We start from the raw sequence: 22,767 nt of genomic DNA, 5'->3' as shown, positions 1-22,767 counted from the left end.
TTGATGCCGTCAGGTCCAATGCGGCGAATGCGGTTGTTCCCGGTATCGGCCACAAAAACGCTGCCATCATGCCCAATGGCAATACCAGAAGGGGAAGTGACAGATTGAGCAAAAGTCCTCATGAGACCGTCCGGTCCGACGCGACAAATGCGGTTGTTCCCGGTATCGGCCACATAAATGCTGCCGTCATGCCCAATGGCAACATCGCGAGGAGAACGAAGTCCCGACAGCGAAGCAGGTTGGTTCTCAACGCTAATGCTGGCGTATCCCAAGCCTGCGAACCTATAGATGATGCCATTTGGCAGGATGTGATAAACGCTGTGGTTCTCAGTAGCGGCGACGTAAACGCTGCCGTCAGCGCCGATGGCTATATCATTGGGATGATTCAGTTTCGCGTTCTTTGCCAGTTGTCCGCCAAACACAGGGGAACCAGGGGCGCCCGTTCCCGCGATGGTCGTGATGATGCCATCCGGTCCAATGCGGCGGATGCGATTATAGTCAGTGTCGGCGATGTATATGCTTCCATCGGGTGCAGATGCGACGCCGGAAGGCGTGTAGAGGATTGTTCGCACTGCCGGTATACCATCACTGGTGTATCCGGTTTCACCGGTTCCCGCTATGGTCGAAATAACGTGATCGATACCAATCTCTTGCGTGTCCTGTCGCTGCCCCGTCCCAAGCCACAGTATCCAGGAGGTAGCATCATAAGCGTGGTGAATGTCGAGACTCCATTCACCCACCGATTGTGCTCCCAGGCCATTCCCGGTCAATTGCATGGACCAAGTGCGCTGCGCCGTGATCGTGGTAGCGCCGCGCTGTCCAACGATCTGGGCAGCGCTGCCCGTGCCGGTCGAGGCGCTGGCGAAAGCGAAGCTTTGCTTAAAATCAGGGCGGGCGGCGTAATACACAATGTCGTAGCGATACAGCAGCGTAACCGTCGCTTGACGCGAGCCAGTCACGGCACGGCCGTAGGCATCGAGGCCATCCCATTCGAAGCGGTAGGACTGATTCGGGGCTGCCGGAAACGTTTGGGTGAAGGTGCGCCCGGCGACGTAAACGGCAAGCTCGATGCTCTTGAGACTGGCCGGGACGCTAGCGCCGGCCAAGGAGATGTCGATGACCTTGTTCGGTTTATACCCTAGGGCGCGCTGGCTCCGATAATGCAACGTGTAAGGCGTGCCGGTGATCGGAAGCTCCTCGCCCACCGTCTGCGCCTGCGGGTTGATGCTGCAGCCCGTGCAGTCGTCGCTGTCTTTGTCGGGCGGCGTCTTGTTCTTCGTCTCATCCGGCGCGGGCGGCGCGGTGGCATCGGCGGGCGGGCCATAGGGCCAGTTGAAATCCCACGGCGTGAAGTGCGTCACCGGCACGCGCCAGAGGCTCTTGCCCGCCGGGTAGAGCTGGGCCAGCCGAGCGCGCTCGGCGTCGGTGATCCCGAGAGCGGCCAGCGTCGCGGCAGCGTCTTCGATGGTGTCGCCGTTGGTGTCGAGACCGGCGAGGCCATCAGCGACGGCCAGGATCTGGATTACCTTGCCGTTGTCCGACGGCATCCAGGCCGCCTTGTCGCGGTCGTACCAGCCGGCGGGGACGGTTTCGCCCACCGGGAAGTCGAGGAAATTGTCGACATAGACCGGCACCGGCTGGTTGAAGCGGACCGTCTTCGCGCCCGCGGCGATGGCCTCGTCCGCCGAGAGTTCCACTGCATAGGTATACCCGGAGGTCGGCGGCAGGGGACCCGGCATGGTCTTGGGGCCGTTCTCGCCCACCGTGTATTCGGTGGCGCGCACATGCAGTGCGCTGAGCGGCTGCTGGGTGCCGTCCGGCAGGGTCAGCACGGCTTGGGTGCCCTGTGGGAACAGCACGGTGGCCTGGCGGCTGCCGTCGGCATCGGTCATGACGCTGCCTTGCGCGACCTGGAAGGGCTGGGTGGTGTCCGCCAAATCGATGGTGCTGACCTCGGGGTCGAGCGGGATCAGCACGATGTCCTCGGACACGGCGAAGTCCTGCCACGGCGCATTGAGTTGCCGCTGGGCGGGGAGGAAACCGGGTTTGCTGTAGTTGAGGGTCAATAGGCCCCCGCCGTTGACCGCGAGGTCGAATTGTCCATCGGCGCGGCTCAGCGTTTGGCCGAACTCGGGGTGGTCCTTGACGGTGACGGTCACGCCCGGCAAGGGGGCGTTGGTCTTGTCCCGCACGGTCCCGCGGAGCACGGCGGCGCGTTTGGGCTCGATCGTGCCCTCGGCGACACCGGTCTGGATCGGGTTGGAGCCGGTGTAGAGGAATTTTGTTGCATCGGCCACCGGGGTGGCGACGGTCGGATCCAAGGGCGGAGCCACTTGGGCGGGATCGGGCGGCAAATTCCCGCTGGTGCCGCCACTGACCACAATCTCGAAGCTCTGGCTGGCCACACCGCCCCGCCCGTCATGGACGGTGACAGTGACGGCATACGTCCCTTCCGCCGTCGGCGTCCACTGGATCAGACCGGTAACGGAATCGACACTCATCCCGGCCAGGATCGCGCCCAGGCTGAAAACCAGGACATCACCGTTGGCATCGGTGGCCTCCACGTCGTAAACATAGCTCTGGCCGACCGTCGCCTGGGTCACCGGGGCGGAGGTGATCGCCGGCGCCACATTGGGCGGTAGCGCCACCTGGATCAGCGCGGTATCGGGATCGCTCGGGAGCTGCCCGTCCTGGACGATCAACTGGGCCACGTAATCGCCGGGGCGGTCCGCCAGGAAGGTCGTCGCGGGTGCGAGCGGATCGCTCAACAGCGCTTGGCTGCCGTCGGGCGTGCTCACCAAGGCCCATTGGTAGCTCAAGATGTCGCCGTCCGGATCGCTGGACCCGGCGCCATTCAGGTGGATCGTGGTGCCGGCGATCGCGGCCTGGTCGGGGCCGGCATTCGCGACGGGCCGGCTGTTGACGGTGCTGACGGTCACCGTATCGGGCACGCTGTCGAGCTGGCCGTCGTGGACGATGAGCTGGGCGACATAGGGACCCGGCCGGTCGACGGTGAAGGTCGGGGTTGGCGAGTCCGGGGCGGCAAGTGCGGCGGTGCTGCCGTCGGGCACCGACGTCAGGGACCAGTGATAGCTGAGAACGTCGCCGTCCGCATCAAGCGAACCCGCCCCGTCGAGTTGGACCAAGGTGCCGACCGGCACGCCCTGGTCCGGACCCGCGGCCGCAATGGGTCGGCTGTTGAGGGTGGTAATGACGACCGTATCCGGGTCGCTGTCGGCGGATCCGTCGTTGACGATGAGCTGGACCACGTACGCGCCGGGCCGGTCCACGGCGAAAACGGGTTGAATCGCCGCGGAGTCGGACAGGGCCGCGGCGCTGCCCTCCGGTTGATTGATCAAGGCCCAGCGGTAAGTCAAGCGGTCGCCGTCCAGATCGGTGGAACCGCTGCCGTTCAAGGTGACGGCGTCGCCGACGTAGACGCTTTGATCGGGGCCCGCCTCGGCGACAGGTTTTGAATTGAGAATGGCGATCGAGACAAAATCGGGTTCGCTGCTGGCCAGTCCATCGTCGACGACCAATTGCGCCGAATAGTAGCCGGGCCGGTCCAGCGTGAAAGCGGGCGTGGCCGAGTTGGGATCGGACAGATGCGCGGCGCTGCCGTCGGGCGCCAGAGTGAGGGTCCACTGATAGCTCAGCGGATCGCCGTCCACATCGCTGGAGGCGCTGCCATCCAGGCGGACGGTCGTGCCTACCGGGGCAGTTTGGTCGGGACCGGCATTGGCCACCGGGGCACTGTTGACCGTGCTGACGGTGACGGTATCCGGGACGCTCGCCAGTTGCCCGTCATCAACCACGAGTTGGACCGTGTAGGTGCCTGGCTTGTCGATCGTGAACGTCGGATTCACCGCGGTGCGATCCGACAGGATCGCGGTGCTGCCGTTGGGTTTTTCGGTAAAGGTCCATCGAAAAGTGAGAGGATCGCCGTCGCCGTCGCTGGAGGTGCTGCCGTCCAGGTAGACGGTCGTGCCCACCGGGGCGGTTTGATCCGGGCCGGCCTCCGCCACTGGGCGCGAGTCATGACCGAAGCGCCACTCCAGCAGCGAGGGGCGGAATTTGACATTGGCAGGCTTTTGAATGGTGAAGGTGTCGCGGCTGACGACGGTGGCACCGGCCGGCACATGGCCGAACGCGAGATCGCCGTCGATCACCACGATACGGGAATCGCGGCTGACGAGCCGCGCACTGACGCGGTACGCGTCCACCGCGGCGGTCGAAGTGAGGCTTGCCCGATAGGTATGCTCGAAGAGATTCTTCCGGCGGTGGATCTTTTTGCCGACTTCCTTGTACGAACCGATGGTGAAGACGGAAGATGATGATCCGCCCTTCCCTTCGGTGGCGACCGTCAGCGTTCCCCAGAGAAGCAGTCCGCAGAACGCGAGACACAAGCTCAGCACGAATCCCGCCCTAAACTGAGACAGCCGCTCGATCCCCATCCGTATTCCCCTTTTGTTTTTTCTCGGCCTTGTTCGACGCGCACGTCGATCCTGTCACAGTTTAGTGACACATTTTCGAAGTTGAAGCCAAGAGCTTGTAAGCCTCGGCGGATCTTTTTGTGAGCGTAGGCTTACATGAAGGGCGAGCCCTTGTTGCAAGGGAGATTGCGGCTGATCGGTGGCTGAATCAGCCCGTTACGTCGGGAAGGGATTCCCGACCTACTTGGTGACGCAGTTGTAGGTCGGCAATCCTTTGCCGACGAACCCGTTGGCCCAACGAAACCGTTGGGAATGGATTCCCCGACCTACTCGCGAATGCCCGTACAGTCGGTATGAAAATGCTCGAGGCGCGACGACGCCGTGGGGCCGCCCCCACAAGAAGGAGCAACGTCGCCAGGGTGGCCCGCCAGCCGTGCAATCGGGTGCGTAGCGGCTTCACCAAACGGTGAGATCGGTAGAAGGTAGGACGGTCAGAATTTATACGGCTTTTCTACTCCTTCTAAGCGGTCAACAGCCGTTTCTAGGAGAATCGTCCAGATGCGTGGGAGAAGACCTGATGTTGATCGCGTCATTAACGTTAATAGGTATTGTCGTTACCCGTGTTGCAAAATCAATAACGCGTCTTTCGATCCATCGTTCAAGAAAAGCCGCGGACGGCTATCTAAAGAATCTTGCGCCTTCGCCGAAATCGAGAAGCCGCAAAGCCAATCAGCGCTAGGCCCGATGCGATACCGAACAGGCTTACGATTCGTGTCGTCAAGCGTTTTACGCCGGAGTCGGCGCCGACATTGAGCGGGATTCTCAATGTGTCTTGTTCCGGAACGGCATCTGTTCCACCCTTGATCAAGTAGATCGCGTAATACCCATTCGTATCAAGGTCAAAATGCGATTCGATGACACCTTTGGAATAAGTTTTGGCGAGAACCTCCGATATGGTGCGCAGATCCTTGAAGTTTTCAGCATCGCTTTCATCGCCGCCCGTAAACTCCTGTTCGACGATCCGGATGCCGATAGGCATGCTCCTCGGTTCGTTACCCACCAGATCCGCTGTAAAAAACACCTTGCCGGGTGTTGGTATATCTTGGCAGTACGAGCGGAACAGCTCTTTCGTTAATCTCGCATCCTGGTTTTCGTCGGGCGGTTGGAGATGCACGCTGAAATAGACAGCGAAAAAGTCTGTGGAGGCCAGGCAGCCGATCCGGGCGTTGGTCATCTGCTGCGACGGATTATCGTTGTAACCTGGGCTGGTGCAAGCGGTCACGAGTGCCGTGCAAACCAATAGCGCATAGAGTCGGAATTCTGGCTGAAAAACTTTCATATGCGCCTCGTTAGCCTGCGTCACGGGGTTAGGAGAGCAGGCGGACATGGTAGAAGAACGAAGCGCGGTATTCCATAACCGTAATACGCTTGCTGTCCGTTATGCTCCTGCCATGGTTTTGGGGTCGAACACGATATTTTTGTCGGAGAATCATCGACGACAGATGCTGTATTGCTTCATCCTGATCTATACGGCCGCCCAGCTTCGATCGAGAAGCCAGAACGCGGCGAGGGAACCGATGGCGTAGGCGGGCATCAGCCGCGCAAACGAGTGCCGGGCGAGCGGCATTTTCCGCAAGAACCTCCACATGAAGAGCACAAGAACGACGAATGCGATCTGACCGAGTTCGATCCCCACGTTGAAGGAGAATAAGGCCAAGGGAATTTCGCCTTCGGGCAGGCCGGCTTCCGACAGCGCCCCGGCAAACCCGAGCCCGTGGAGGAGTCCGAACAGTCCGGCCATGGGCCAGGGATAGGCCCGCAGCAGGCCGGTCTCTCCCGGCCTTGCCAGTTCCACGGCGAGCACGTAGATGCTGAAGGCGATCCCCGCTTCGATCGGCGCGGGCGGAAGCTTGACGAAGCCCAGAACGGCGAGCCCGAGGGTAACGCTGTGTCCCAGGGTAAACGCCGTGATGGTCCAAAGCAGCTTTCTGCCGCCGCCGACCAATAGCGTCAGGCCCAGCACGAAGAGCAAATGGTCGAAACCCGTGAGAATATGCTCGACACCCAGCCTGGCATACGAACCCAACACCGACAGCCTGCTTTCGCGGGCGGGAACCGTAAACTCGGGTTCGTCTCCGGTCAGCACATGGCGCATGGAGCGGCCATCGGCGAGCCGTATCCGGAGGAGAACGTCCGCCCTGCTCGACGGAATGCCCTCGACCTCCACGGATTTGCCCACCAGCCCCTCTGGGCATTGAATCTCCCAGTTCGCTTCGATGCCCGTTCCCGCCTGCTTCACCGCCGGTCTTCCGATACCGTTGCACTCACCGGGGAGCACGGGACGGAGCTCGCTGCCCATGACCCGCATGATGGGCTGTTTCCAGCGTATCGTCACGTGACTCCCGGACGTCTCCTGGAGCTCGAGCAAAGCGGGGGCGAACAAATGCGCCTCGGCCGGGACCGAAAACAGGATCGCCGCCGGCAACAGAAGCCTGAGCCAAAACATGTCGTGCCTTCCCATCATGACTGTCGACCGGGCACGACGATGTCGAACTCGGCCCGAAGCTGCTGCAAACGAAAAGCCAGCCATTCGTCGGCAAGCTTTTCCACAAGACGCCGTCGCACCTGCGTTTTGACTTCCGCCAGAGGGGGTAGATACGGTTGAGTGCGCTCGTGCACGTAAACGAGATGAAAGCCGTAGCGAGAGGGTATCGGACCGCTCCACGCGCCTTCGGGCGCCGTACTGAGAGCTTCCACGAAACGGTACCCGAAACGCCGCGCCAGATCCTTGTTAGTCAGCAAAGGCAGCGACGGCGGTCCGAAAGCCTTGTCGCCCAAGGCGGAAGCCGCTGCCGAAGGGTCGGCGCCCCGCTTCATTCTCTTGAGCAGCGCCCGAGCACGGGCTTCGGTGTCCGAACCATGCGCCAGTCGGTTCACGGAAACCTGGGTGATGCGCGTCATCGCGGGAACCATGAAGGGTTCGGGATTGTTCTGCAAATACGCTTCCATCATCTCCTCGGTCGGCCGGCGCACCCGCACGGCGGCGCGGATCAGGCGCTTCGCCCCGTCGATCAGGATTCGCCGGACCACGGCGTCTCCGTGGTGGAGACCGAGTCCCTCGGCTTCCCCGGCCAACTCCGCCGGCGACTTGGCCTCCTCCGGGTTCTGCTCCACGAAAGTGGCGATTTGAGCCAGTCGCCGCTCCGCCACCGGCTGTTTGTCGAGCCCCAAACGCAGGGCATATTGGTAAAGCACCTCCTCGTCCACGAGCGTTTCGAGGAGATGCTTGTCCTCTTCCGGCGTCGGCGTTCGCCGGTACGCCTCCGCGAACTCGCGGCGCGCGAGATCCACGCGATACGAGGGAATCACCAGCCGAGCCCGGTCGGGCGGGTCCATTCTTCCTTGCGGTGCGAACGCTGCGAACAGTACCGCTCCGATGATCAGAAAATGCAGTGCCGGCGAGCGAAGAGCTCTGTGACCTAGGGTGTGTACCAGATGGGTGAACTCCATGCCCGCTCCTGTATGGCCGGTTGCACGATGGGGGCCGTCGTCTGGTTGCTGCAACACGACGCTGCGTATTGAGCCTTGAGCTGATCGATTTCGTTGCCCTGTTGCAGCTTTTGGAGATCATCCCTGCACTGTTGCGGGCGCAGCGGATTCAGACCGAAAGCGTTCTGACACCAGAGCGTGCTGTAGCGGCACACGGGTTTTTCGATAACACGGGCGTAGTAAAACGCACGCTCGTCGGGCTTGAACTGTTTGTCTTCCCACACCGCGCACAGCGACTCGGCTCCTCCGCCCCTGAGACTGCAATCGGGGGTGACGCCGGCCTGAGGGAGGTTGGGACGCCCTCTTTCGCCGGCTACCGTGACGACCGACTCGTGCAGCTCGCCTGCCGCGTCATACCACCCCTTGATGATCTGGATCTGCTCCAGCGGCGTCCGGATGAAATCGTCCCACCAAGCCGCCACGATGAACCGCGGGGCTTTGGCACGGGAGGGTCTCGGCGGGAGGTCGCCGCCCATGGGGACTCCGTCGGCATAGCCGGTCGGCACGAAATCCTTGCCGCACATGGATTTGTCGAAGTTCCAGCCTCCGAAGAAGCGCAGGACGATCCGCGTTCCGCTGGTCCCGTAAGTCTCCTTGCGCTTCAGCGCCTCGAAAATGGAGTCGCGCGAATTCTCCTCCGCCCACGCCACGGAGTGGCCGCCCGAACTGTTTTGGATGGTGGAGGGACGCTGCACGGGGACCGCATCGTCGATGCCGAGGTGCCCCGGAAACCTTTCGTTCTCGGGATGCCAGCCCATGGTGCCGTTATGCGAATCCGAGGACGCCACCACGCCCATCTTGAAGGGATTGACCCCCTCGAATTGCTCCTCCGCCAGCTTCAGTCCATCCTTCCAGACATTGCGGACGAAGGCGCGCTCGTTGAAAGCCGACGGCGGCAATCCTCCCGCCGATCCGCCGCTGGTTCCGACGCCCGAAGCCGCGGATAGGGAGGTCGTGTCCAGCAGCTCGAAATTGCAGAATTCATCCGCCGTGTCGACACCTTCCTTGAAGCGAGGATCCCAACGGCATTCACTACTTCCCTTGTTCTGATAGATCTCCACGAGCGGCTCGAACTTGGCGCGTCGAATCGCATCCTCTTTATTGAACGGAGTGAAAAACATCGGAGGAACGAGCCCCATGCCTCCGCCGAGGTTGGAGTTGTGCGGAATGGTCAGAAACTCGCAGCGAGTCCCACGGCCGTCCGTAACGTTCTGCCCCAAGGTGCAGTCGCGCTCCAGGCCGTTCCAGAGCCGTTCCGGAAGCGGAAACGTGATGAATTGACCGGGCGGGACTGGGAACACCTCCGGATCGTCGGGAACGATGCTGCCCACGTAGCTGGGGGGTTCCCCGACACCGCCGGGGCCGCCGGAAGTCGGACTCTCGTTGGGCCTCACGGCCATGTCGATCGCGGTAATGGGCCGTCTGACCACCCTGTCGTTGCGGAAAAAGACGTTACGATGCCAGTTGGTTCCCAGCGGCGTGGAAGTCACCTCGTAGGCGTTGAACGTGGTGAACGAACACCGGCTGCTCCGGTCGTAGAACTCCTCCGCCGCCGCCTGGTGCTCCTGCCATACCGCGAGTTCCGCCGAATCGCATTCATCCGGGTTGTTCACGCAAAGCGGCATCCGCGTCATCTGGCTCACCGGACCGAGGTTCATCATGGTGAGCTGCGTGAACGCATTGGAGGCGAGTTCCCGCTGGAATTGATTGAACGGCGCGGTGGCCGGAGTCGAAACTTCTCCTCCGAGCGGCTGCCAATAGAACCCGTTGATCATCCGGCAATCCAGTGAGAAACGTCCCTCAGGGTCGGCGGGGTCGGGAGTTCCGAGAAGGTCCTTGCAGATGCCCATCTCGCCGAAGTGCTCCGAATGATCGGTAACGCCGCCCCAATCGATCGGCCGGTCTATGGTGGGCCTGCGCAGATCGTTCGGCAAACCCAGCTCGGGAATCTCGACACCCTGGATTCCGATGATGTTCGGGAGCGTTATCGGGCTTTCGCCCCTGGCGAACGCATAGGCTCCGCGCGGATTGTTGCCGGCCTGTTCGTCGACGAAACGGATGCTCGCGTCGAAAGAGAGGCCGGTATGCAGATGGGTCACGCCGAAAAAGGGTTGGCGCATCGGATCATAGTTGTCGCAACGGGGGCGATAGGCTTCCGGTTCCGTGACCTCGAACGCTTCCCCGACCGTCGGCCAGGCCAAGAGCACCGCGTTCAAGGAAATGGCGAGTGTGACGCGCTTCGACAGAGAGCAGGTTTGCATGTGAAGCTCCTCCATGTATCCGCCGGGTATCCGGCGTTTCCTAGCCGGGTGCAATGGCACCGGATCATCCATGATCGGCTTCCGGAAAAACTCTTCAATCGTGCCGGCGACATTGACACAGAGCGGCAGATCCACCGCGGCAAAGACGTAGGAAGCTTGGCTTGCCTTTTGGTTACTTCGTCCGGCAACGTGAATAGTTAGCCTGTCACGTCGCAAGGGCGCGCGGCTTGCTACGCGAACTGAAAGGAAAAACCCGCCGAATATTCGGCAGTGCCTGTCTAGCCCATTAAAAAAGAAGAATTCGCCCGGGGTCGTGGGCATTATGGGTTGACAATATTTTGCTAGAACATCCGTACATTTGCTGACTCGACCGTGAGGCATTCGGCGCCGGTTGGTTTACAGGAAAAAATGTTCCTCGCATTCACGTCTAGGACGCCATTTTCAAATCACGCTGCCCCCGAGTGCCGGGAAGACTTTGCCGACCTTGTTGAGCAGGTAGTCGCCGTAGGTGCCGGTAAAGGCGTGGACGCTCGATCGGTCCCACCGGGACTCTTGATCGTCCATGACGGGCTCCAAGTCGGGACTCTCGATCCGTTTTACTTCCGCATCGAAATTCGGATCGAAAAAGAAGGGAAAGGACAGCCGGGAGCGACCGGCGGTATTACGGACCCGGTGAGGCGTGGAGCGGTAGCGACCGCCGGTCATTCGATCGAGCATGTCGCCGATGTTGCACACGAAGGTTCCGGGAACAGGCGGGGCCGCGACCCAGCCCGACTTCGACTTCACTTCCAAGCCGCCGGCGTCATCCTGTTTGAGAATGGTCAGCAGACCATAGTCGGTGTGTTCACCCACGCCCCAGCTGGGCGGAGTACCCACGTTCGCCGGCCCTGGCGGATAGTTGAAGATGCGGAACAGGATCAGAGGATCGGCGGTATAGCGGTCGGCGAAGTAGGACGCTTCCAGCCCCAGGCTGAGCGCAATGCCCTGCATCAAGGTTTGCCCGAGTTGCGTCAACGCCGCCATATACGCGAGCACCGTTTCACGAAATTCCGGGATGTTGGCGGGGAAGAGGTTGGCGCCATGCAGAGGAACGCCGGCCTGGACTCTCGGATCGTCCGCCCTGAGCTCGGCACCGAAATAGAGACCTTCCTTGAGGTCGGGCCGTCCGGAGGTGAGCTCGCCTCCGACCGGAAAATAGCCGCGCCAGGCTCGGCCGGCCCGTTCCATGAGAAGCTCCTGCTTCGTTTCGAGATCCTGTGCAAAAAATTGTCGGCTGAGCTGCTCCAGCCGGTCCTGAAGCGCCTCATCGACGCCGTGGCCCTTGATGTAGAAAAAGCCCATGTCGAGGCAGGCATGTCTGATCTGCTCCGCCACCGTCTCTTTATCGCCGGTGCCCGCTACCAGGGCGTGAACGTCGATGATAGGAAGATTGGAAACCGATTCGGATCCAGCTTGGGTATGAGTCATGGAAACCTCCCGAGGCGGCTGCCGCAGTTTTTCCGAACACGCGGGTATGCCTCTCATCAAATAGCTTTCAATCAGGCATTCATTTTCGTAGGGTGGGTTAGGCGCACATCAGCACCGGCCGATGGCCGATCACTGCGCTTCGCGTGCGCCGTAACCCACCGAGCGACCTTCAATCGGTGGGTTACGCGGAGCCTGTCCCGAGCGGAGACTAGGGGCTAACCCGCCATCGATGGGTTTCGCTTCGCTCTACCCATCCTACGATGAATATTATCTCGAATGCCGAATGGAATTACGTCGGGAAGGGATTTCCGACCTACTTGTGACACCGTTGTAGGTCGTCAATCCTTTGCCGACGGACACTGCACCCACGACGCGCTACACCAAACCGGAGAATGCTTTAGTTCCCGCTGGCCTTGGTCGGCGCCTTGGCCGAGAAGAACTGCCGAATCCCGTAAAAGATCGCGCGGCAAATCTTCGTCTGATGGGCGGCGTCTGCGAGCTTGCTCTCGCCTTCCGGGTTGGTGATGAATCCGGTCTCGACCAGAATCGACGGGATATCCGGCGATTTCAGCACGACGAATCCCGCCCGCTGGACTTCCGGATGGTGCATGGGGAAGCTCTTCTTCAGTTCCCACAGCACGGCGGATGCGGCTCGCGCGCTCGCCTCGGCGGTGGCGGACTGGGACAGGTCGAGCAGCACTTTCGCCAAGGTGCCGTTCTTGTCCCTCAAGCTCACGCCGCCTATCAAGTCGGCCGCATTTTCCCGTTCCGCCAGCCAGCGCGCGGCCTCGCTGCTGGCCCCGCGCTGGGACAGCGTGAACACCGACATGCCCCGAGCCAGGCCATGCACGTAGGCATCGGCATGCAAGGATATGAACAGGTCGGCCTGCGCCTCGCGGGCTTTCACCAGACGTTCGCGCAGACTGAGAAAACGGTCGTCCTTCCGGATCATCACCGGCTTCATGCCAGGTTCGGCGTAAATCATGTCTTTCAGCTTGCGGGCCATGGACAGCACCACGTCCTTTTCCCGACGGCCGCCCGGACCGACGGCGCCGGTGTCCTTGCCGCCATGACCCGCATCAATCGCGATCACGCGGATCTTGGGCTTCCTGGAACTTCGGCGGACCGGCGCATGTGCTGTCTTCTTCGCGGTTTTGGTCGCGGCACCGGCTTTGGGGGGCTCGGATTCGATCAGTTCGACGATCAGCCGGACTCCCTTTCCGGCGGGGCTGATAAACGCCCTGTGCAAAACCGGGCGCTTCAGGTCGACCGACAATCGAAGCCTTTCCTTGTGAGATGTCGTGCGGATCTTTCCCAAAAAAGGATGCGACGCTGGCGGCTGCTTTACGCTGACTCCGAGCTTGGCATCGGTAATATCCACCAGCAGCCGCCTCGGTTCGGCCCAGCGGATCACCCGGTATTCGGGTTTACCGGTGAATTCAAAAACCAAACGCGCCCGATCCGCCTTATCCGCAGCTCGCAATGCCGTGAGCCGGACCGGTTCGGCCGATACCGACGCTGCGAGGACCATCAGCAAGACGAAACAGCCCGCTCTATCCACAAATCGCGGCATGATTCCGGGAATAGATTTTTTACTAACTCGGCGGGTAGCAGAGATTGTTCTTCGTAACGATTCGAAACGCTCAGGCGTCGGCCGTATCCACAATCAGCCGTGGAGCGCTTCCCGCAGCGGGAGACGTGCAACATACCCGCCCTATTTTTTGATTTCAAAATGTTTGCACGAACCTGTCAACCCGATTTATCGTACTCCCATAGGTAAAACTACTGATTAGCGCGCCTTGCCCGGTAGCCTAGACGGCCGGAACAGGGCGTTCAGCTTTATTTTATTTTGACATCAAAGTAGACATGACCGAATTCACTGTATCACTGAGACCGGTCCTCTTCGGCGAACTGCTGCTCGATCATTTTCCCGATGGCTCGGTTGTGCTGGGGGGGGCTCCGCTGAATGTAGCCTGCCACCTCCGGGGACTGGGCATACAACCCTTGCTGATAAGCCGTATCGGCGAGGACGAGGGTGGAAAACTTGTTCGCGAGGCGCTTCACGACTGGGATCTGGACGAACGGGGCGTGCAAATCGACCCCGAGCGCATGACGGGAGCCGTGCGGGTGCACATCGAGAAGGGGGAACCCGTGTTCCGCATTCAACCCGAGCGGGCCTACGACTTCATCGAAGCGCACGACGTCCCTCAATTTCCGACGGGAGGCGCCATCCTGTACCATGGCACCCTCGCCGTGAGAAATCAGGTCTCGCGCCAGGCGCTCGATTATCTCATCAAGCGCCATCGTCCCCCGATATTCCTCGACGTCAATCTCCGTTCGCCCTGGTGGAGCGTCGAGCATTTGTGGACCCTGCTGGAACGGGCGAACTGGATTAAATTGAACGCGCAGGAATTGGACACCGTAACCGATATTTACGGCTTGTCCGGCAAGCTTCCCGAAGAGCGCGCCGAAGCCTTGCGAGCCCTCTGCGACGCGGAATACGTGGCGGTGACCCTGGGCGAATCGGGAGCATTCGCCGTCTGCGCCAACGGAAACACGGCTCGGGTGCGTCCCGACGCGTCGATAAAGGTCGTGGACACCGTCGGCGCGGGAGACGCGTTCAGCGCCGCGCTGCTGGTCGGCTTGATGTGGCGTTGGCCCTTGCAGGACGCGCTGGAACGGGCCCAGGAATTGGCCGGATTCATTTGCGGCGTCAGGGGCGCGGTCAAACGCGATCTGAGCTTTTATCGAAGGCTGCGCGAATCATGGAAGATATAATCCCGAAACGGTAGCCGGACGCGCCCGGCTTCAAAACTATCGTCGACGGCTTCGGACGGCATGTCATCCGCCTGAAGCGCTAGCCCGCACACTCACCGACTGGCAGGAACAATGGCGTGAAACAGGCTCAACCGCTCACCGGCGCTCCCATGGAAATTCACGAGCAGGTTCTGGTGGAACTCCGGCGCATCGTACAGGCGCTCGATTTGCAATCCAAGCAGTTGCAGAAAGCCGGGCTGACCGGCTCGCAGCTGCTGGTGCTGCGTGCCCTGGAAAAGCGCGGAGCGCTGACCGCCCACCAGCTCAGCCGGGCCGTCAGCCTCAGCCAGGGAACCATCACGTCTATCCTGGACCGCCTGGAACTGAAGGGCCAAATCCGGCGTGAGCGCAGCGCCGAAGACAAGCGGCGCCTGACTATCACCCTCACCGATGCGGGCCGGGACGCTCTCCGGCATGCGCCCTCGCTGCTGCACGTCAACTTCGTGGCCGCCTTCCGGCAATTGAACGACTGGGAGCAAACCCTCATTCTCTCCAGCCTGCAACGGGTCGCCGGCATGATGGACGTATCGGCGAACAAGGCCAAGCCGTCGGCGGATTCGGAGATCGGCGAAGAAGAACGTGCATTGCTTGCCGAAAACAGCAACGAGATCGGATGCTGAACCGAAACATTTTCCGGACAGCGCACGATCGATCCGCGGCTAGCCTCATTCGGATCTGTTCCCCACATGCGTGGGAATGGCCCCACTGCCATTAAGTTAAGCCGTCATACTGGCAGGGATGCCAGTATCCAGGGACAAGGATGTTAGCCCGCTTGCCATCCATGGACGCTGGATTCCGGCCTCCCTGCCGGAATGACGGACATCTCTTCTTAACTTAATGGCAGTGGGGAATGGCCCCTGCGACAGAAATCACAATCGAACCGCCCAGACGCCTTTAGGGCATCTCGACGGATTCTCCCAATACGTCCCTCATATACAGCATCTGCACCAGCACCATGATGACCACCACCAGCGGCGGCGCGAGCAGAAGTCCTAGGATGCCGAAGCTTGCGCCCATGATGAGTTGGGCGGTCAGCAGCAGAGCCGGCGGCAGGGAAACGATCTTCTGTTGGATGAAGGGCGTGATCAGATAACCTTCCAATCCCTGGACCACGAAATAGAGGATGGCTACATAGAGTACCGTCGGGCCGCCCTGGGTGAGACCGACCATCATCGCCGGCACGGCCGCAATCAGCGGCCCGATATTGGGTACGAAATCCAGGGCGGCGGCGACAAGACCCAAAATAAACGCGAACGGCACTCCCAGCGCCATCAGCCCGACGCCGATCAACACCCCCACGGCGAGCATGGCTGCGATTCGCCCGATCAGCCACCAGCGGAGTGCATTCCCCATCCGGTTGAATGCCTCCCAAACCTGTCCTCGGCGCCCCTTGGGAAACAGATGAACCGTGCCGTCGATGTAGGTCTTGGGATCAGCGGCGAAATAAAGCCCCAGCACGATCACGATGAAGAGGCTGCCCAAGGCGCCGAATGCGGTCGAAAAAATCCCGGCGATTTTCGATAGCTGCTCGGGATCTGTGAGGGTACTACCCGCCCTGGATAGCCTATCGATCACCGCGGTTCCCCACGGATATTGCTCGAGCGTGTTCCGTAGCCGGTCCAGCGCCGCCGGCAACTGCTGGAACAACTGGTAAAAACCGTCGGCGATGGCGGGTCCGTACAGCGCCAGGATCAGCACGAGCAAGCCCAGCAGTATCAAGACCACCACCGTCAGCGACCAGTTCATGGACAAAGGCGTATGCCGGGTGATGAACTCGGCGAGCGTGCGGAGGAACAGGGCCAGGAGGAGACTCGCGAAAACCAGCAAGAGGATCTGCGACACCTGCCAAACCGCCAGAAGCAGCGCAATGACGGCCGTACCCGCGACTGCGACGATGAGCGTCCGCTTGGTCAGCAGTCCACTGGGAGTCCGTGTCTCGCTGGTCTCATGATCCATCATTACGTCCCTTGCCGGCATTCCGGCCTTGCCGTAGAACTCGATCGAGCCGCCTCCCATCAAAGCCGCGGATACCTATAACTCCGGCGACCGGTACTATCCCGAGCTGCCGACAGCATATTGCGGGCTCCCCGCCGGTTCGGTCGAATGAAAGGCACTTTTACGGGGACTTACTAATAAGGACCAAGCGGAAAGTGGAATTATCCCCGCCCCGCCGTGCCGGAGAATCCATGGAATTGTCCAAATCATGATCATCAATCGAGATACAAGCGTTCGCCATGTCCATGTCTCAACGATTCATCGTCGCGCTCAGACCGCTACTCGGCGCCGCAGGGTCCGCCGTTGCTCGCGAGTTTCGAACCCTTGTGCTGATGCTCCTAACCGGGGCGGGAATCTGGGGGTTCATCGAACTCGCCGACGAGGTCGCCGAAGGTCAGACGCGCGCCGTCGACACCGCCATCCTGCTGGCCTTGCGGAATCCCGCCGACCCGGCCGACCCGATCGGCCCGCGATGGGTCGAGGAAATGTTCCGGGACTTCACCGCCTTGGGCGGCGTTAGCGTGATCGTATTCATCACGCTGGGCGCGGCGGGCTATCTCGCCCTGTTGCGAAAACACCGGACCGTGCTCCTCTTGGCTATCGCGGTCGGCGGCGGCCTGCTTATCAACACCTTGCTCAAGCTCGGCTTCGACCGCCCCCGCCCCGATCTCGTACCCCATGGCGCATACGTCTACACCGCAAGCTTTCCCAGCGGCCATGCGATGCTGGCTACCGCCACTTATCTGACTCTGGGCGCCCTGCTCGCCCGAGTGCTGCCCGATCGGCGCACCAAGTTTTTCGTGCTGACGATGGCCGTCGTGCTCTGCTTGCTGGTCGGCTTCAGCCGGGTGTACTTGGGTGTCCACTGGCCGTCCGACGTCGCCGCCGGCTGGATGATCGGAGCCGCCTGGGCATTGATCTGGTGGCTGGTGGCCCGCTGGCTGCAAAGAGAACGGATCGTCGAGGAAGCGGAGAACGGGAGCTAAATGCTCGTGCCGAAACTTTCCGCCGTGTTTCGTTACCTAAGAGGCAGCTTCAAGTAGTGCGCCGATCCGGCATGTCGGATACCTCGAGTTTGGAGGATTTATGTTGAGAAGCGTCAAGGAAATTGTGGGATATGTACTGGGGGCGAAAGACGGCGACATCGGCCGCTGCGACGATTTTCTGTTCGACGATCGCGATTGGGTGGTTCGCTTCATGGTGGCCAAGACCGCCAAATGGCTGCCCGGACGCAAGGCGGTCGTTTCGCCCGCGTTTCTCGACCAACCCGATTGGACCCACAGGCGTTTGCCCGTGCGTTTGACCAAACAGCAAATCGAAAACTCTCCGCCGCTGGACGAGCACGCCCCGGTATCCCGAGCGTACGAGATCGAATATTGGCGGCATTACTCGCAGCCCCCTTACACCGGCATCTTGTCGCCCTATGGCTTGGGTCCCGGCGGCTTCGGCGCTTACCCCTGGCCCGGCGGAGTCGTCGACCCGACACCGGCATCTGTGCCCGGGACCGAGATCCGGGAACCGAAAGAAGAGCATTTGCGTTCGGTAGAGGAAGTGACCGGCTACGACATCGCCGCCACCGACCGGGACATCGGCCAAGTGGACGATTTCATCGTGGACGACCAGGCTTGGGCGCTGCGCTATCTGGTGGTCGACACGGGCCATTGGCTGCCGGGACGCAAGGTTCTGGTGGCGACGCCTTGGCTCGGTTCAGTCGATTGGACCGCACAGCGCCTGCATGTCGAACTCGATGCCGAAAGCATCCGCAACGGGCCCGAGTTCGATCCGACAAAACCGGTCAACCGCCGCTACGAGATCGAGATCCACGACTATTATGGTCGTCCGTATTATTGGTGATAGAGCGATCGATGCGGTTCGAAGAGCTCACCGCGTCCTACGATTAAGCGACAACAGGTTTCAGGTCTCCTCACCTTGTTCACCCTTTTCCGATCCGGCCCGCTCGCTGGCGATAACGGTATAAAAGGCCGGCACCACGAATAGCGTGAACAGCGTGCCTATGGCCATGCCGGCGCCCAGCACGAAGCCGATGGCGAAGCGGCTTTCGGCGCCGGGTCCGGACGCGAACCAGAGCGGAATCATGCCGACCAGGGTCGCGATCGTGGTCATCAGGATCGGGCGGAGCCGGATCGCCGCCGCGGTCTCCATCGCCCGGCGGCGGTCCAGCCCCTCGCGCCGCTGGACCTCGTTGGCGAATTCCACCAGGAGAATCCCGTGGCGGATGATGGAGCCGATCAGCGTCAACAGGCCCACCTGGGTGTAGATATTGACGGTGACCACCCCGAGCGCCATGAACAGCAGCGCCCCGGCCAGCGACATGGGCACGCTCACCAGCATGATGGCGGGATCGCGGAAGCTTTCGAACTGCGCGCCAAGGACCAGATAGATCAGGATCACCGACAGGAAAAACGCGGTGACCAGTTCCGCGCCCTCCTGGACGTACTGCCGCGACTGCCCCTTCCAGTCGGTGACATATCCGCCGGGCAAGACTTCGGCCACGGTCGTCCTCAGGAACTCCACCGCTTCGCCGAGCGTCACTCCCGGCGCCGGAACCCCGGACAGCGTCGCTGCATTGAGCTGGTTGAACCGGGCCAGTTCCCGCGGCTGTACAGTTTGCGTCAGGCGGATGATGGTGGAGGCGGGAATCAGGCTGCCGTTCCGGGCGCGGAGATAATAATTCTCGAGCTGCTCCGGACGAAGCCGATAGACGCGTTCCACCTGGGGAATGACCCGGTAGCTGCGGTCACGGACGCTGAAATAATTGACATAGCCGGCGCTCAGCAGCGTGGAAAGATCGCCGCCTAATTGCTGCATGTCGATGCCGAGATCGGCCGCCTTGGCACGGTCGATCTCCACCTGCACCTGGAGCCGGTCGTAATGCAGATCGGTTTCGATGAAGTCGAATTTGCCGCTTTGCCGCGCCCGCTCCAGCACCCGCTGCACCGCATCGTAGAGCGCCTCGGTTTCCTCGGTGGTACCGATGACCCACTGTACCGGGGTTCCGCCGCCGGCGCCCGGCAGCGCGGGCGGCGGAAACACCGCGCTCTGGAGGCCGGCGACGCCGTTCACCCGATCCTGCAATTCGGGCATGATGTCGAACTGCGTTTGCTCCCGCTCTTCCCAGTCTCGCATGGACATGCCGGCGAAAGCCTGATAGGCGCTGCCCACGCCGCCTCCCCCCGGCACCACGCCGTTGATGACGAACGAATGGTCGGTGGCGTCGAAATCCTGAATGATCTCGCCGACCCGGCCGGTCCAGCGTTCCAGGTAGTCGATGGAGACGTTGGGATCAGCGGTGGCCTGCACGATGAGAAAGCCTTGGTCTTCCGTCGGCGCCAGCTCGTCCTCGGCGGCGGTATACAGAAAAAAGCAGGCGACCAGTACGACGCTGCCGAACAGCAGCACCAACCAGCGCTGCTCCAAAGTGTAATGGAGGAGGCGGCCGTAACGCTCGGCCACCCATCCGAAGCCTGCGTCCACCCGGCGGCTGAGCCCGCGTTTCCCGGTTTCCCGCCTGAGCAGCTTGGAGCATAGCATGAACGACAGGGTCAGGCCGACGACGCCCGAGATCAGCGTCGCCCCCACCACGGTAAAGGCGAATTCGGTGAAGAGATTCCCGGTCAGTCCGGTCATGAAGCCTATGGGTGCGTACACCGCCACCACCACGATGTTCATGGCGACGATGGGCGCCGCCAGTTCGCGCCCGCTCTCGATAGCGGCTTCAAACCGGGTCTTCCCCTCCTCCATGTGGCGGTGGACGTTCTCCACGATGACAATGCCGTCGTCGACCACCATGCCGATAGCGAGGATCAGCGCCAGCAAAGTCAGGAGGTTGATGGTAAACCCCATGACCAGGATCAGGAACAACGAGCCCACCAGCGACAGCGGCATGGCCACGGCGGGCACCAGCGCGGCGCGGGCCGACCCCAGGAACAGGTAGATGACCCCGGTCACGATGCTCAGCGCCTCGGCCAGCGAAACCAGCACCTCGCGCATCGAGTCGCGGATGAAATCGGTGCTGTCGTAGACGATGACGCCGCGGATGCCCGCGGGCAATTGCCGCTGGATATCGGGAAAGACTTCGCGCACGCGCGCCGCCGTGTCCAGGGTATTGGCCGTGGGCGCCGCCTCCACGGCGATGAACACCCCCGGAACCCCGTCGAAATACACCGAGGTTTCGTACGATTCGGCACCCAGGGACACCTCCGCCACGTCCCGCAAACGAATCAGCGCGCCGTTGTCCTCCCGCACCACCAGCCGCTCGAACTCCTCCACCGAATGCAGGTTGGTCGCGGCATCCAGCGAGATCGAGAGGGTCGCTCCCTTGGTCGATCCCACCGCCGCGATGAAGTTGTTGGCCTCGAGCGCCGCGCGGACGTCTGTCGGCGTGACCCGGAATGCCGCCATGCGCTTCGGGTCCAGCCAGATGCGCATGGCCACCGTCTGCCCGCCCAGGACCGGCGCCTCCTGAACGCCGACCAGGGTCTCCAGGCGCGGCCGAACGGCGCGGTTGAGATAATCGGTCACCTGGTTGCGTTCCAGCACCTCGCTGTAAAAGGCGATGTACATGGCGGCGGTCGGCTCGCCCGGAGTGACGGTGACGATGGGGTCCTCGCTGCCGGGCGGCAACTGGTTCCGCACTTGGTTGATCTTGGTGATGATCTGGGCCACCGCGGCGTTGGGATCGTAATTGAGCAAAAGCCTCGCCCGGATGGTGCTGGTACCCTGGACGCTGGTGGATTCGAGATAGTCGATGCCCTCGGCGGTGGCGATGGCCTGTTCCAGGGGCGTGGTGATGAATCCTCTGACCAGTTCCGCGTCGGCGCCGAAATAAGGGGTCGAAATGGTGATGACCGAGGAGTAGGTCTCGGGATACTCGCGGACATTGAGGGTTAGAATCGACCGCAATCCCAGCATCAGAATCACCAGGCTGATCACTGAGGCCAGCACCGGCCGCTTGATGAAGAGATCGGTAAAGCCGCCCATCACGGTCCCTTCGGTATGGGGTCGACTTCCGGCAGCACGTCCCGGTCCGAGATGAGCACCCGCGCCCCGTCGCTGAGCTTGAGCTGACCCGAGGTGACCACCCGGTCGCCGGGCGCGACGCCCTTCAAGATTTCGACGCGCAAACCCCGGCGCTCGCCGGTGGTGACAAAAACCCGTTGGACCCGATGGATACGCTGGTCCGGAGCCCGAGCGGAAGAAACCGCCGAATCGTCCGGATTTCCGCTATCGTCGGCACCGCCGGCCGGCAGTGCCGGAGCCGCCCCGCCCCCTTCCCGTATCACGAACACGACGTCGCCGTACGGGCTGTAGCTGATCGCCGTGTTGGGAACTGCCAGCACCCGGCGCTCATCGGGAAGCGTCACGACCACGTCGGTGAACATGCCCGGCCGGAGCAGGCGTTCGCGGTTGGGGAGCGTAGCGCGCACGCTGAAATTATGGGTTTCCCGGTCGATCTGCGGGCTGACCGCGCTGATTTCGCCTTCGAAAACCTGATCGGGGTAGGCGTCGACCCGCACCCGGACGGGCAGTCCCGGTCCGATAACGCCGTAATGACGTCCGGGTAAGGTGAAATCCGTGTAGATGGGGGCGATCGACTGCAAATCGACCACGGCCTGTCCGGGTTCAAGATATTGTCCCAGATTGACGTAACGGAGTCCGAGAACCCCGCTGAACGGTGCCTCGATCCGCTTTTTGCCGATCAGGACCCGCTGTTCCCTAACCTGGGCTTCAAAGGTTTCCACCCGGGTCGCCGCCTGCTCCCGTTCGGATTGAGATACGAAGCGCCGCTGCGCCAGTTCGCGGAACCTAGCCAAATCGCGGCGCGCCTGTTCGGCCTCGGCCTCGAGGCGCTCCAGCCGCGCCAGGTCCACATCGGTCTTGAATTGCACCAGGGTCGCGCCCTGCTCCACTTCGGCGCCCGATTCGAACCCGATGGTTTCCACCATGCCCGCCACCTCGGTGGTCACTTGCACCCCGTGCACGGCGACGAGGTTGCCGATGGTGTCCAATTCGGTCCGCCAGACCTCCGCCTCGGCATGGGCTGCCGTCACGGTGACGGGAGGAATCTCGAACGGTTCAGCCGGTCCGCGTTTACCGACAATCTGCGACCAGAGCCAATAAGCGACCAACGCCAAGACAGCCAGAACGGCGAGTCCTACCAAGATCCGCCATCGGCCCCCACTGCCGAACGCGCTCTCCGTTTCATGCGCCGAACGCCGTGCCAT

Annotated in this window: 14 protein-coding genes; 4 read left to right on the top strand and 10 right to left on the bottom strand. The window is 61.7% G+C overall.

The features are described 5' to 3' along the window. The 7 genes from B2A78_RS13965 to B2A78_RS13935 all read right to left on the bottom strand — a co-directional run. On the bottom strand, positions 1-4,454 hold a 4,454-nt coding region (locus B2A78_RS13965; protein ID WP_143735171.1), incomplete at its 3' end, for a PKD domain-containing protein. 661 nt (positions 4,455-5,115) lie between these two features. Beyond that, positions 5,116-5,772, bottom strand: coding sequence for a hypothetical protein (locus B2A78_RS13960; RefSeq protein WP_077730605.1), 657 nt, complete (start codon positions 5,770-5,772; stop codon positions 5,116-5,118). 186 nt (positions 5,773-5,958) lie between these two features. Beyond that, entirely contained in the window at positions 5,959-6,939 is a 981-nt protein-coding gene (locus B2A78_RS13955; protein WP_168175429.1) for a HupE/UreJ family protein, read from the bottom strand. Positions 6,940-6,953: 14 nt separating this feature from the next. Further along, complete coding sequence (locus B2A78_RS13950; RefSeq protein WP_077730603.1) at positions 6,954-7,943, bottom strand: peptidyl-prolyl cis-trans isomerase; 990 nt, start codon at positions 7,941-7,943, stop codon at positions 6,954-6,956. Further along, on the bottom strand, positions 7,913-10,243 hold the full coding sequence (locus tag B2A78_RS13945) for a DUF3604 domain-containing protein (protein WP_168175428.1): 2,331 nt from the start codon (positions 10,241-10,243) through the stop codon (positions 7,913-7,915). Before B2A78_RS13945 ends, B2A78_RS13950 begins: the two co-directional genes overlap by 31 nt. A 441-nt stretch (positions 10,244-10,684) precedes the next feature. Beyond that, a complete protein-coding gene (locus tag B2A78_RS13940; RefSeq protein WP_077730620.1) occupies positions 10,685-11,710 on the bottom strand; it encodes a 2-oxoglutarate and iron-dependent oxygenase domain-containing protein in 1,026 nt (341 codons plus the stop codon). A gap of 397 nt (positions 11,711-12,107) precedes the next feature. Continuing rightward, complete coding sequence (locus B2A78_RS13935) at positions 12,108-13,283, bottom strand: N-acetylmuramoyl-L-alanine amidase (RefSeq protein ID WP_077730601.1); 1,176 nt, start codon at positions 13,281-13,283, stop codon at positions 12,108-12,110. Between the two features lie 293 nt (positions 13,284-13,576). On the opposite strand from B2A78_RS13935, the gene B2A78_RS13930 reads away from it, so the two are divergent. Both B2A78_RS13930 and B2A78_RS13925 read left to right on the top strand, forming a co-directional pair. Beyond that, the gene (locus B2A78_RS13930; protein ID WP_077730600.1) at positions 13,577-14,488 is read left to right on the top strand and encodes a carbohydrate kinase; all 912 of its coding nucleotides are present in this window, start codon (positions 13,577-13,579) and stop codon (positions 14,486-14,488) included. A 116-nt stretch (positions 14,489-14,604) separates the two neighbouring features. After that, positions 14,605-15,147 carry a MarR family transcriptional regulator gene (locus B2A78_RS13925; RefSeq protein ID WP_205780782.1) on the top strand — a complete coding sequence of 181 codons (543 nt, stop codon included), beginning with the start codon at positions 14,605-14,607 and terminating at the stop codon, positions 15,145-15,147. A 274-nt stretch (positions 15,148-15,421) separates the two neighbouring features. Here the strand turns inward: B2A78_RS13925 and B2A78_RS13920 are convergent, their stop codons facing one another. After that, the gene (locus tag B2A78_RS13920) at positions 15,422-16,543 is read right to left on the bottom strand and encodes an AI-2E family transporter (RefSeq protein ID WP_240502533.1); all 1,122 of its coding nucleotides are present in this window, start codon (positions 16,541-16,543) and stop codon (positions 15,422-15,424) included. A gap of 218 nt (positions 16,544-16,761) precedes the next feature. Here B2A78_RS13920 and B2A78_RS13915 point away from each other — a divergent pair, with 218 nt between their 5' ends. Together B2A78_RS13915 and B2A78_RS13910 are read left to right on the top strand one after the other, a co-directional pair. Then, the gene (locus tag B2A78_RS13915) at positions 16,762-17,508 is read left to right on the top strand and encodes a phosphatase PAP2 family protein (protein WP_077730599.1); all 747 of its coding nucleotides are present in this window, start codon (positions 16,762-16,764) and stop codon (positions 17,506-17,508) included. Positions 17,509-17,608: 100 nt separating this feature from the next. Continuing rightward, positions 17,609-18,376 (top strand): PRC-barrel domain-containing protein, encoded by a 768-nt coding sequence (locus B2A78_RS13910; RefSeq protein ID WP_077730598.1) that lies wholly within the window; start codon positions 17,609-17,611, stop codon positions 18,374-18,376. Between the two features lie 60 nt (positions 18,377-18,436). Here the strand turns inward: B2A78_RS13910 and B2A78_RS13905 are convergent, their stop codons facing one another. Continuing rightward, positions 18,437-21,523: an efflux RND transporter permease subunit gene (locus B2A78_RS13905; RefSeq protein WP_077730597.1), complete on the bottom strand. Its 3,087-nt coding sequence runs from the start codon at positions 21,521-21,523 to the stop codon at positions 18,437-18,439. After that, positions 21,523-22,767, bottom strand: coding sequence for an efflux RND transporter periplasmic adaptor subunit (locus B2A78_RS13900; RefSeq protein ID WP_168175427.1), 1,245 nt, complete (start codon positions 22,765-22,767; stop codon positions 21,523-21,525). The genes B2A78_RS13905 and B2A78_RS13900 overlap by 1 nt, the downstream gene beginning before the upstream one ends.

Source organism: Methylocaldum sp. 14B (assembly GCF_002005105.1).
Lineage (GTDB): Bacteria > Pseudomonadota > Gammaproteobacteria > Methylococcales > Methylococcaceae > Methylocaldum.
The sequence above is the reverse complement of the archived record's forward strand: the minus strand, read 5'-3'. Positions and strand labels throughout refer to the sequence as shown.